The organism is Nostoc sp. PCC 9305 (assembly GCF_963920915.1).
Taxonomy (GTDB): domain Bacteria; phylum Cyanobacteriota; class Cyanobacteriia; order Cyanobacteriales; family Nostocaceae; genus Nostoc.
Map to the genome: position 1 here is coordinate 123,084 of NZ_CAWUDN010000005.1, position 12,537 is coordinate 135,620.

General features: G+C 43.9%; 8 protein-coding genes and 1 pseudogene. 8 read left to right on the forward strand and 1 reads right to left on the reverse strand.

From position 1 onward, the window contains the following. Positions 1–148 precede the first annotated feature (148 nt). From ACM0OX_RS03560 to ACM0OX_RS03570, 3 genes and pseudogenes are all read left to right on the forward strand, one after another. A pseudogene (locus tag ACM0OX_RS03560) lies at positions 149–1,711 on the forward strand (ATP-binding protein); the annotation flags it as partial. Positions 1,712–1,909: 198 nt separating this feature from the next. After that, positions 1,910–3,598 carry a PAS domain S-box protein gene (locus ACM0OX_RS03565; protein ID WP_414513131.1) on the forward strand — a complete coding sequence of 563 codons (1,689 nt, stop codon included), beginning with the start codon at positions 1,910–1,912 and terminating at the stop codon, positions 3,596–3,598. Positions 3,599–3,706: 108 nt separating this feature from the next. Further along, the gene (locus ACM0OX_RS03570) at positions 3,707–5,461 is read left to right on the forward strand and encodes a putative bifunctional diguanylate cyclase/phosphodiesterase (protein WP_414513133.1); all 1,755 of its coding nucleotides are present in this window, start codon (positions 3,707–3,709) and stop codon (positions 5,459–5,461) included. A 169-nt stretch (positions 5,462–5,630) separates the two neighbouring features. On the opposite strand, the gene ctpA is transcribed toward ACM0OX_RS03570, so the two are convergent. Beyond that, positions 5,631–6,875 carry a carboxyl-terminal processing protease CtpA gene (ctpA, locus tag ACM0OX_RS03575; protein WP_414513135.1) on the reverse strand — a complete coding sequence of 415 codons (1,245 nt, stop codon included), beginning with the start codon at positions 6,873–6,875 and terminating at the stop codon, positions 5,631–5,633. Between the two features lie 408 nt (positions 6,876–7,283). Here ctpA and petB point away from each other — a divergent pair, with 408 nt between their 5' ends. From petB to ACM0OX_RS03600, 5 genes are all read left to right on the forward strand, one after another. After that, entirely contained in the window at positions 7,284–7,931 is a 648-nt protein-coding gene (gene petB / locus ACM0OX_RS03580) for a cytochrome b6 (protein WP_179064867.1), read from the forward strand. A 254-nt stretch (positions 7,932–8,185) separates the two neighbouring features. Then, positions 8,186–8,668 carry a cytochrome b6-f complex subunit IV gene (gene petD / locus ACM0OX_RS03585; protein WP_181930359.1) on the forward strand — a complete coding sequence of 161 codons (483 nt, stop codon included), beginning with the start codon at positions 8,186–8,188 and terminating at the stop codon, positions 8,666–8,668. Positions 8,669–9,331: 663 nt separating this feature from the next. Continuing rightward, on the forward strand, positions 9,332–9,775 hold the full coding sequence (locus tag ACM0OX_RS03590) for an ATP-binding protein (RefSeq protein ID WP_094352726.1): 444 nt from the start codon (positions 9,332–9,334) through the stop codon (positions 9,773–9,775). Between the two features lie 521 nt (positions 9,776–10,296). Beyond that, a complete protein-coding gene (locus tag ACM0OX_RS03595; RefSeq protein ID WP_414513137.1) occupies positions 10,297–11,286 on the forward strand; it encodes a GDP-mannose 4,6-dehydratase in 990 nt (329 codons plus the stop codon). Positions 11,287–11,296: 10 nt separating this feature from the next. After that, positions 11,297–12,478 (forward strand): glycosyltransferase family 4 protein, encoded by a 1,182-nt coding sequence (locus tag ACM0OX_RS03600; protein ID WP_414513139.1) that lies wholly within the window; start codon positions 11,297–11,299, stop codon positions 12,476–12,478. Positions 12,479–12,537 lie beyond the last annotated feature (59 nt).

Consider the following 12,537-nt stretch of genomic DNA (forward strand, 5'->3'; position numbering starts at 1 on the left):
GCATCAGTGAAGAACTTTACAATGGTTCCAGAACCCTAGTTTATCGAGGGTATCGAGAAATCGATCGAGTACCTGTAGTGATTAAACTGCTGAAAAATCCTTATCCCAGTTTCTGTGAACTGGTGCAGTTTCGCAATCAGTACACCATTACTATGGCTATGCTCGTTGGGGTGCTAAAGCTAAGGTTGCCCACTTGGAAATTCGCTATCCCCAACTCCTCGCTCCCATCCTCCAGCAAAGCCGTTCTCTCCTCTCAACTTATGAAACGATCTTCACCTTGGGGAGTGTCACTTCCACCAGTTCTAGCAGTAGCATCTCTGTGGCTTTAGATTTAGCTGCCATTCTCAAAGCTTCTCAAACTATCTCAAGCGAAATTGAATTTGAAAAACTACTTTCATCGTTGCTGCATATTGTCATTGAAAATGCTGGCGCAGATAAGTGTGTATTAATGCTAGCAGAGTTAGGTAATTTATTGATTCGGGCATTAGCCAAGCTGGATGGAAATAGCAAAGTTGATTTTTCGCCCATGCTGACCAATCCACAGCCTGTTGAAGAGTCTATCGATCTACCAGTTGGCTTAATTAATACTGTTAAACGCAGTTTCCAAACTGCTGTAATTATTGATGCCACAGTACATCCCCAATTAATTCATGACTGCTATATTCGGCAACAGCAGCCCAAGAGTATCTTGTGTAGTCCGATTTTAAATCGGGGTAAGTTGCTTGGGGTGTTGTACCTAGAAAACAATTTGGCGACTGGAGCCTTTACGAGCGATCGCGTTGAACTGCTCAACTTACTTTGCGCTCAAGCCGCAATTTCCCTAGAAAATGCCCGATTGTATCAACAAGCCGGGCAAGCATTAATTGATTTACAACAAGCACAATTACAAATTGTCCAAAGTGAAAAAATGTCTGCACTGGGTAATTTAGTTGCAGGCGTAGCCCATGAAATGAATAATCCTTTGGGCTTTATTGCTGCTAGCCTCAAACAAGCTAAACCCACCGTTGCTGATATTACCGAACACTTAAAGTTATATCAAGAAACTTCATCAAATAAGAGTGAGGAAATTCTTGACCATGCTGAGGCAATCGACTTGGATTATAGCTTAGAAGACTTACCGAAGATGATTGATGCAATGGTCATGGCGTGCGATCGCCTGAAAAATATCAGCACCAGTTTACGAACTTTCTCCCGTGCTGACAAAGATTATAAAGTGCCGTTTCATATCCATCAAGGCATCGACAGCACGATTTTAATTTTGAAACATCGTCTCAAAGCTAACGAGCAACGTCCAGCAATTGAAGTGATTACTAACTACGGTGATTTACCGCAAATAGAATGTTTTCCTGGTCAATTGAATCAGGTATTTATGAATATTTTGGCAAATGCCATTGATGCTTTAGATGAGTCAAATACTGGGCGCACTCTTGCAGAAATAAAAGCAAATCCCAACTGGATTAAAATTACAACTTCAGTAGAAGATCAAGGGGTGAAAATAAGTATTCTAGATAATGGTAAGGGGATGAGTGAGGAAATCAAAGAAAAGATTTTTGACTATTTATTTACGACAAAAAGTGTGGGTAAAGGTACGGGATTAGGACTGGCGATCGCCCGGCAAATTATTGTCGAAAAACATAGCGGAGCGATCGCAGTGAATTCTCAACCTGGCGACGGAACTGAATTTGTGATTCAGCTACCTTTTTCGGCTTGAAGAATAAGTCAAAATTCAGTTGGTTACTGAGTTTACGGTGAGCAGTTCGACTCCGCTCGATGGAACCGCAGTCGAACTGCGTAGTCGAAGTGACCACCTGAATTCTGCTTCGATAACTTATAAACCTATAATTTATCATATACATGCCTTTTTCCATTCGTTGAACTCACGTTTCACTAGGTTGCCAATGCTGCATTTATGGAAAAACAGCAACCCTTCTCCCTCAAGCAGATTTCTTCAGAGGATTGGGAAAATACGCCGCAGGATGTGAAGTCTCTGGTAGAATCACTGCTAGCAAGTGCGGCTTTATCAGAAAGCCAAAGCCGTCTCATTCAATTTCTAGATGCCACCCCCATTGCGATCGCTGTCCATGACTCAACAGGGCAAGTTGTTTACATCAATCATCTCGCACGGGCATTGCTAGGCATCGATCGCCCATTAAAACTGAGTCCAGACCAACTCTCAGAAGTCTTTCAAGTTTACCGTGAGGGCACTCACGCTCTTTATCCCTTAGAAGCGTTACCCAGTAATCGGTCTCTGGCTGGGGAAACGATTTGGGTTGACGATCTAGAAATTCATCGTGGCGATCGAGTGATTCCTCTGGAGGTTTGGACGACTCCGATTTTTAGCGATCGGGGTGAGGTGACGTATGCGATTGTGGCGTTTCAAGATATTAGCGATCGCAAACGCCAGCATTTAGAACAGCAGATGGTCGAAAATACCCTGGTGAAAAGTGAACGCCGCTACCGCCAGGTGATCCAGGTACAAACGGACTTGATTCTGCGATCGCTACCGGACACCACCATTACTTTTGCGAACGATTCTCTTTGCCTTGCTCTCGGTCAATCCTTGGAGAATGTGATTGGATGGCGATGGAGTACCTTTGTACCGCCAGAGGATTTAGACGAGTTGTATCGCAAAATTGCAGCCCTCACCCCAGAAAACCCAATCTTTGAAAACATCAATCAGGACTACCGCTCCCACAACCAGATTGGCTGGACACAGTGGATTAACTTGGGGATTTTTGATGAGCATGGACAGTTGACCGAAATTCAATCCGTCGGGCGAGACATCACCGCATTACAGGAGCAAATTCAACGCGAACAAGCTCTGAATCGAGTTTTCCAGTCTATCCGCAACTCCCTTGATTTAGACACGATTTTTGCCACCGCAACAGCAGAAACGGCGAAACTTTTGAAAACCCTAGACTGCTTTGTGGTGCAATATCTGCCAGAACAGGGTATTTGGAAACATATTGCGGAATTTCGCCACAATCCAGACGCACCAACAGTCATTGGTTTTGAAATTCCCGATGTGGGTAATCCCTTTGCGGCTCAACTCAAGCAGTTGCAAATTGTGCGGGTGGAAAATACAACCAACCTAGATAATCAGATTAACTACGAAGTCGCCCAAATCATATCCGGCGCTTGGTTACTCATTCCCCTAGTGATTGAAGACACTCTATGGGGGAGTTTCACAATTATAGCGCCCCAACAACCGTTTACCTGGAGCGATAACCAGATCAAACTGGCCCAGTCCGTCGCAGACCAACTCGAGATCGCAATTCACCAGGCCAATCTTTACCAAAAAATACAACTGGAACTAACCGAACGCCGTCGGGTGGAGATGGCTTTGAGAGAAAGCGAAGCCCGGTTTCAAAATATGGCGGCGAATGTACCAGGGGCGATTTTTCGTTACCTGATCCGCCCTGATGGTTCTGACAGTGTAGTATACATGAGTCAGGGTTGTTACCGTCTTTGGGAAGTAGAAGCCCAAGATGTTGTCACAGATGCCACCATCCTCTGGCAAATGATCCATTCGGAAGACGTGGCTGGAATGCAAGCCTCAGTGATGGAGTCAGCACAAACATTACAACCCTGGTACTAGACGTGGCGAATTACCACACCATCAGGGCGGGAAAAATGGCTGGAAGCTGCTGGCAGAGCCACTCGGCAAGCCAATGGCGATATTATTTGGGATGGGCTGATTCTGGATGTGAGCGAACGGCAAGCGGCGCTACGCGAACGCAAACAAGCCGAAGAAGCGATGCGAGAAAGTGAAGCCCGCTATCGCTTGTTAGCCGAAAATACCAACGATCTTGTGTGTCTTCACGAGTTGAATGGTCGATATCTCTACGTTAGCCCGTCTTGTGAGTTCCTCTTGGGCTATCGGTATGACGAAATGCTCAGAGAAGATATCTATACCTTCATTCATCCCGACGATCGCGATCGCGTTTACCAGGAAATTCGGACAGCAGTATTCCGCAAAAAACCCACACCCATCACCTACCGAATGCTGCAAAAGCATGGTAGCTATATCTGGTTTGAGACTCTCACTAAACCCATTGTGAATGCGACAGGTGAAATTGTTCAACTGCAAACCACCTCCCGCGATGTAACAGAACGCATCCAGGTGCAAAATCAGTTGAAACATGATGCCCTACACGATGGGCTAACGGGGTTGCCCAATCGCCATTTCTTCATGAAACGGTTGGAATTAGCTATTCAACGAACCTACCGTCTCGAAAATTATCATTTTGCTGTTTTATTTCTCGATCTCGATCGATTCAAAGTCGTCAATGATAGCCTGGGACATTTGGCAGGAGATCAATTACTCATTGCCATTGCTCAAAAACTCCAAGCTACGATCCGGACAATGGATCTGGCCGCTCGTTTGGGTGGCGATGAGTTTGTGATTCTACTTGAAGAAATTAAGGATATTCAGGAAGCAGTTCGCATCACAGAACGGATTTTTGCAGAGTTGCAAACACCCATGATGATTGAAGGACGTGAAGTATATACGACCTCTAGCGTTGGTATTGTCTTGGGTACAAAAGACTACGTTCAAGCCTCCCACCTGTTGCGAGATGCTGATATTGCGATGTATCGGGCAAAAAACAAGGGCAAAGCCCGATATGAAATTTTTGATACTGAGATGCACACTCAAGCTTTGAATCGACTGCATTTAGAAAACGATCTGCGCCGAGCAATTAAGTGTCAAGAATTTGTCCTTCACTATCAACCGATTGTTGCTCTAGACACTAGACATCTCGTTGGCTTTGAAGCACTGATTCGTTGGCAACACCCCACCCAAGGGTTGAAATTTCCCGGAGAATTCATCCCTATAGCTGAGGAAATAGGACTGATTACGCTTTTGGACTATTGGGCAATTCGTACAGCCTGTTATCAGATGGCAGCTTGGCAAACGGCTTTCCCGGAACTTTCTGCCATGAAAGTGAGTGTCAATCTCTCGGCGCAAGATATAAAGCAGTCCGATCTGCTAGAAGAAGTCGATCGGGTTCTCACTCAAACCCACTTGAATGGTCGTTACCTGACGTTAGAAATTACCGAAAGTATGTTGATTGAAGACATTGAGTCTACGATTAGTGTACTGAGCCAGTTGAAAGAGCGAGGAATTCAAATTAGCATTGACGATTTTGGCACGGGATATTCATCGTTAAACTATCTTCACCGTTTGCCTGTGGATAGTCTGAAGGTCGATCGCTCCTTTGTAAATCAAATTCAATCAGGCAAAAAAAATCATCAGATTGTCGAAACTATTGTGGCGCTGAGTAACCATTTAGAACTCGATGCGATCGCGGAAGGAATAGAAACTCAAGAACAACTGGAACACTTACAACACCTTGGCTACAAATTCGGTCAAGGGTATTTATTCTCGAAACCCATGAGCCACCACACAGCAGAAGCACTTTTAGCAAGTAAAAGTTTGTATTATAACCTTTGGTCTTAAGGGAAGGGGAAAGGGGAAACAAAAAACGTACTGAATCCTGAGTCAAAAGAGTACTCAGTAATTTCGCACTTTATAAATGCCCTACCCCTTCTGGGTTGTCTTTCAACTCAGCACTCAGCACGGGCTGAACCTTAGCTATCCGCTAACATCACTCAGCACTCATCACTCATCATGCCTTCCCTGCCACCACCCGCTTTTGAAGCAAAAGTTCCAGTGCTGCTTGATATTGCAGATCCGCTGGGGTGCCAATTTGTTCGCGGTTAATGGCTACTTGGGAAATCACTTTATCTGGCTTAATGCCTAGTTTGTTAATATCCCGGTGTTGAGGAGTTTCATACTTAGCAATTGTGACTGCCAAACCCGAACCATCTGATAGCTCAAATAAAGATTGAATTAAGCCCTTGCCAAAGGTGGTTTCGCCTACCAGTTGAGCGCGACCATTATCTTGGAGTGCGCCGGCGAGAATTTCACTCGCACTGGCAGTTCCTTGATTCACCAAAATAACCAGAGGATCGTTCGTTAGGGATGCCCCAGAGGCTTCAAAACTACCCTGAATGCCTTGTCGGTTAACAGTGTAGACAATAGTGCCAGAGTCTAACCACAAACGGGCAATTTCAATTCCTGATTGCAATAACCCCCCAGGATTATTTCGTAAATCTAGAATGTAGGCAGCAGCGCCTTTTTTTTCTAGACTAGAAATAGCGTGTGCCAATTCCGTTGAAGCGTTGGCATTAAATTGTGTAAGACGTAGGTAGCCAATGGGTGTACCCTCCGCAGAAACACGCAAATCTGAAACCACAGGGTTAAGAGCAATGCGATCGCGTGTTAGTCTAATTTCCGTTTCTGGCTCTCCGTCCCGTTCGATGAGGAGAGTCACAAAGCTGCCACTGGGCCCGCGCATTCTGGTAGCGGCTTCATCAAGGGTGAGATTTTCTGTGGAAACGCCTTCAATTTTGAGAATGCGATCGCGTGGCCGAATCCCCGCTTTATCTGCCGGTGAGCCGGCGATGGGAGCCACTACTTCTAACTTCCCATTCTCAGAATTCAAGGCAATTTGCAATCCTACCCCAGTCAGTTCCCCAGAAGTATTGACCTGCAAGCTACGGTACTGTTCTGGATCTAAAAAGCGGGTAAAAGGATCGTCGAGGCTCTTGAGCATCTTCCCAATTGCCTCATAACTGGCATTTGAGTCTGCCAGCGGCTTCTCCAGAACCTTTTGCCGCACAGCCGCCCAGTTTTGATGATTAAAGGTCTCATCTAGATAAGTACGATTAACAATTCGCCAAACTTCTGAAACCAGCTTTTGTTCCCTAGTCAAAGCCAGCGCTGGCTGAGTGAGCGTACCCAACGCCAAGCAAAACGCCATTAACAATGAAAATCCAACCCGAAAGACTTGTTTATTCATGAACCCCATTATCAATTCCACCTCAACCCAAATTGCTTAGATAATGCCCACTTCCTCTGTTGTTGATGAAATCTATCTCTCGATTATGTTACTTTTTTTATAGAAGTGGTGCATTTTTCTCATCAAGTTGTTCAGTCAATTGATGCATCGTATCCACTCACCAAAGGATAAAATCTACTTTGTGTCCACCATTTTGTGTGTAGGGGCGTAAAGAGATCGCAATATATTCCATCTTTACAGAGTGTAAAGTTTCTGAAGTCTCTTAGCACACTGAAAGCTGAAAAGCAAAGAAAAAAAACTCCCCTTTACTAAAATCCCAAAATTACTATTTGGGAGAGAAGTCTGAGCGAAGGCTTCTGCCGATTCAGAACTTCGGGATTTATCAACCGCAACCGACTTTTAGGAACTTGAGATTGTATGGCCAACGTTTACGACTGGTTTGAGGAACGCCTGGAGATTCAGGCACTCGCCGAAGACGTTACTAGCAAGTACGTCCCTCCCCACGTCAATATCTTTTACTGCCTGGGTGGAATTACCTTGGTTTGCTTTCTCATCCAGTTTGCTACTGGATTTGCCATGACGTTCTACTACAGGCCAACAGTTACTGAAGCTTTCTCCTCAGTCCAGTACATCATGACTGAAGTAAACTTCGGTTGGCTAATTCGCTCCATCCATCGCTGGTCTGCCAGCATGATGGTGTTGATGATGATTTTGCACGTCTTCCGGGTTTATCTCACTGGTGGTTTCAAAAAGCCCCGCGAATTGACCTGGGTCAGCGGTGTGATCCTAGCTGTAATCACCGTTTCCTTCGGAGTCACTGGCTATTCTCTACCTTGGGATCAAGTTGGCTACTGGGCTGTGAAAATCGTTAGCGGCGTACCAGAAGCAATTCCCGTGGTTGGAGTTCTGATTTCCGACCTATTGCGCGGCGGTTCTAGCGTTGGTCAAGCAACACTAACTCGTTACTACAGCGCACACACATTTGTACTGCCTTGGTTGATTGCAGTATTCATGCTGTTTCACTTCTTGATGATCCGCAAGCAAGGCATTTCTGGGCCTTTGTAATCTCAGCTATTAGCGAAAGGCAACATTTGTCAGTTTTCAGATCGAGTTGTTTGTTTTAAACTTATGAAACACAAGAAATGAATTGCACATAAGTTCCAAAAAACAAATACTTGTATCTGGAGCGTAAAGCTATAGAAAACTTCAGGCGGATGACTGTAGATATAGAAACGCTGTTTCCCGCCTTTTAGTTGCCTAGTAGCTGATAGCTTTCACAAATGCTTTAATTTAACTTAAGCAGGAGAGCACATTTCAAAATGTCAACACAAAAAAAACCTGACCTGAGCGATCCTCAGTTAAGAGCCAAACTCGCTAAAGGCATGGGTCACAACTACTATGGTGAACCAGCTTGGCCAAATGACTTACTTTACGTCTTTCCAATTGTGATCATGGGTTCCTTCGCTGCGATTGTGGCTCTAGCCGTGCTAGATCCCGCAATGACCGGTGAACCAGCAAATCCTTTCGCCACACCATTGGAAATTTTGCCAGAATGGTACTTGTATCCAGTCTTCCAAATTTTGCGATCGCTTCCTAACAAACTTTTAGGAGTGTTAGCAATGGGTTCCGTACCAGTAGGGCTAATCCTCGTTCCCTTTATTGAGAACGTGAATAAGTTCCAAAATCCCTTCCGCCGTCCAGTTGCAACCACAGTATTCCTTGTTGGTACTCTTGTCACCGTGTGGCTAGGTATTGGTGCTGCTTTGCCATTGGATAAATCTTTGACCTTGGGACTATTCTAAATTAGTCACCACAAAGTGCTTTGACGCCTGTGAGTTTCAAGAGCAGATGCAGATGTGCTTTTGAAAACAATCAACAGGCGTCAATTTTAACAGGAAAGAATTCAGAAGCCAGAATGGGCTAAACCTTAGCTATCCGCTAACAGAATTAAATTGTGAACGAAAAAGCGGATAACGCCACCCAAAGCGAGCCCGTGTATCTTAGGGGAAAGCAAGTTATGCATAACGTCTTATAGATAGTGTCTGCATAAATGAGTTTAAGTTCCCCACTAAAAAAGCATATTTAGTGGTCAACAAGATAGTGTTGGATCTGTAGCCAGATCCCTCAGTGTATCCCTCACTGATTTCATTCTGTTAGCGGTAGCAGGGCGTTTAGCCCATTCTGAATTCTTCTTCAATAGTTCAGATTGCATCTGGGATTTGCAGTTTTGGATGGAAAAGCTATTCCAAAATCTCAAATCATCAAAAGTCAACAAATACAAACATTTCCTACTTACTTAACGTAAGTTGCTAGTTACAACCCTCAGAATGCCAAAATCATTCATGTTTTGTATTTTGGTACATAGAATATGTCAATTTAGATTTTTTTATGTCAGAGAAATTTTGCGAACAGCGCAGAATTTAATAACTAGCAACTTGGGTTTACTTATATTCAACTCACAGTTAATGCTTAGTATAGTGCAGCAAGACCATCTGACGGTTAAGAGCGAACTCAGGCTCTTAAACCAGGTGCAAGAATGGTTTGAGCAATTTTGTCTGCAACACTTGTCTCAACTTGGCTGGTCAAAAACTCAACTCGATCGCCTCAATTTAGCATTAGCAGAAGGCTTTACCAACGCTGTTCGTCATGCTCATCATGCTTTACCGCCAGAAACAACCATTGAGATTAACGTTTATCTGTGGATTGACCGACTAGAGATTAGAATTTGGGATTATGGAAAACCTTTCAATCCTGATGCGATCGCAGAGCCAGTCCCAGGTACTCTGCAAGTAGGTGGTTATGGATGGTTCCTCCTCCGGCGGTTGGCTGACAAGGTTGTATACGAACGTGGTGCGGATGGTAGAAATTGCCTGCTCATTGTCAAATACTCTGTAGAAGCACAAAAGTAACAGTGAAATAGTCAAGGCTAAAGGAAGGAAAGAATAATTATGATGTCAATTTTGGCTTGTGAACGGAGTGGAGCTTAGGGAAGGAGTATCGACAAAAAATGAGGGTTTTCCTTCTTTACAATACTCTCTTGTACTTAGGAGTCAAACAAATAAAACTTCTCATATAGCCGTCACCAAGCTAACGAAGACTTTGCCCAAAGTTGAGCTACACACTTTCAAACAGAAGCATGTTTTTGCTGAAATACATAGTTATTTGATTGATAAAAGTATACTCCTTTTTCAATATTATTTAACTTGGAGAAATATGTTTTTTACGTTAAATTGCCTATTCATTATGATTTTTTTGTAAAATATCAAGTAAGGTTTTTGTATAAAAATAACTAGTGAATATAGTAAAAATAGCATTCGAGCTACACTAACTCCCTTGTTAAGATTTGTCAGCAGTGTTGAGAGTCTTAATGTTTGTTCTCCAACAAGTGCCATTTCGTGCTTAAAGAGATAGACAGAATAGGGGACAAAATATGACTAAGACAGCCCTAATTACAGGAATTACTGGTCAAGATGGCTACTATCTCAGCCATTTGCTCCTCAACCGTGGTTATCGAGTTGTCGGATTAGTACCCCCACATCGACAACCTAATTTGACAAAACTGGGAATACTGGCAAATCAGGTAGAAATTTTTACGGTTGACTTGAGGGATAATACGGCACTGTTGACAGCAGTTGAACAACTGCGTCCCCAAGAAATTTACAATTTGGCGGCTCCCAGTTTTGTACCCGACTCCTGGAACGACCCATTGGGAACTCTGGATTTAATAACTGGTACAGCTACTAGGCTCTTGGAAGCAGTACGAAAAGTTGGTTTGTCTACCAGATTTTATCAAGCCAGCAGTTCAGAAATGTTTGGCGATGTATTCCTCTCGCCTCAAGATGAGGAAACCGCTTTTCGCCCCAAAAATCCTTATGCTGCGGCTAAAATGCACGCTCACTGGACGATGGTGCATCATAGACAGCGCTATGGACTATTTGCCTGTAGCGGAATTTTATATAATCACGAGTCTCCTCTACGCCCACCTCAGTTTGTCACACGCAAAGTTTCTTTGGCGGCTGCATCAATTAAATTGGGTTTAACTGACACCTTAGAAATGGGTAATCTGGATGCCAAACGTGATTGGGGCTTTGCAGGTGATTATGTAGAGGCCATGTGGCTAATGTTGCAAATTGATGAGCCAGAAGAATATGTGATTGGCACTGGTAAACTACACAGTGTGAGAGATTTAGTTGCCACAGCCTTTGAGTCTGTCGGCTTGGATTGGAAGCAGTATGTAGTTTTAAATACTGACTTTTTGCGACAAGATGAGCATTTTCAACTAGTAGCTAACCCCAGCAAAGCTAAAAAAAACCTCGGCTGGGAACCCCAAGTAAGCTTTGAGGAACTTTTAGAAAAAATGGTAAAAACAGATTTAGAGCGGTTACAAAGCGGTGCAATTGCGCCCTTACCGCGAGTATAAATAATCTAAGATGCACATCACTACAGTGACAAAAAACCTGAATTTAGGTGATAAAGTTAACAAAACAACTAACCATGTCTTCGTGTTTTTAGAAATTTTTGCTCACGAAGGTGGTATTCAATCGTATATAAAAGATATTTTTCGCGCCTATCTGGGATTGAGCCAAGATTACAAGGCAGAAGTCTTTTTGCTGCGAGATAGTGCTGATAGCTTAAATCCCTTTGAAGACGAGAACTTAAAATTTTATTACTTTAAAAATCAGTCTCCCTATTTGGGGAGATTGCAAATGGCAGCAGCTTTACTGAAATGTCTGTTGCAGAGCCGTCCGCAGCAGGTTTTCTGCGGTCACATTAACTTAGCAGTATTAATCCAAACACTTTGCCAGCCCTTGGGAATTCCTTACACCGTGCTAACTTACGGCAAAGAAGTCTGGGAACCGCTGAAAAATCAAGAACGTCGCGCCCTGACATCAGCAGAGAGAATTTGGACAATTAGTCGCTACAGCCGCGATCGCGCTTGTGTTGCCAATAGTCTAAACCCAAAAATGGTACAGATGATGCCTTGTGCCATTGATGCGGATAAATTTACTCCTGGTTCCAAACAACCAGAATTAGTCCAGAAGTATGGCTTAACTGGTGCGAAAGTGTTGATGACAGTAGCACGGTTATGGTCAGGAGATATTTACAAGGGTGTAGATGTCACCATTCGGGCAATACCACAAATCGCTGAAGTTTTCCCAGAAGTGAAATATTTGGTAATTGGTCGCGGTGATGACCAACCGCGATTGGCACAGCTAGCAAAAGATTTCGGTGTGAGCGATCGCGTTGTATTTGCTGGTTTCGTTGCCACAGAAGAATTAATGGAACATTATCGCCTTGCTGACGCCTATATTATGCCTTCGCAAGAAGGCTTTGGCATAGTTTATCTAGAAGCAATGGCTTGTGGAGTGCCGGTGTTATCCGGTGACGACGATGGTTCCGCTGACCCCTTGCAGGATGGTAAACTGGGATGGCGAGTCCCACACCGCAGTCCTGATGCTGTAGCAGCAGCTTGTATAGAAATGCTTCAAGGGGATGACCAGCGATGTAATGGAGAGTGGCTGCGACAACAGGCGATCGCTCTGTTTGGCATCAATGCCTTTCAACAGCACTTACAAAAAATGCTGCTATCCTCAGTAATAAAGTCCATTTGAGTCCAAATGACAAATGACCAATGACCAATGACTAAAATCGCTATCCTAGAAGGAGAGCA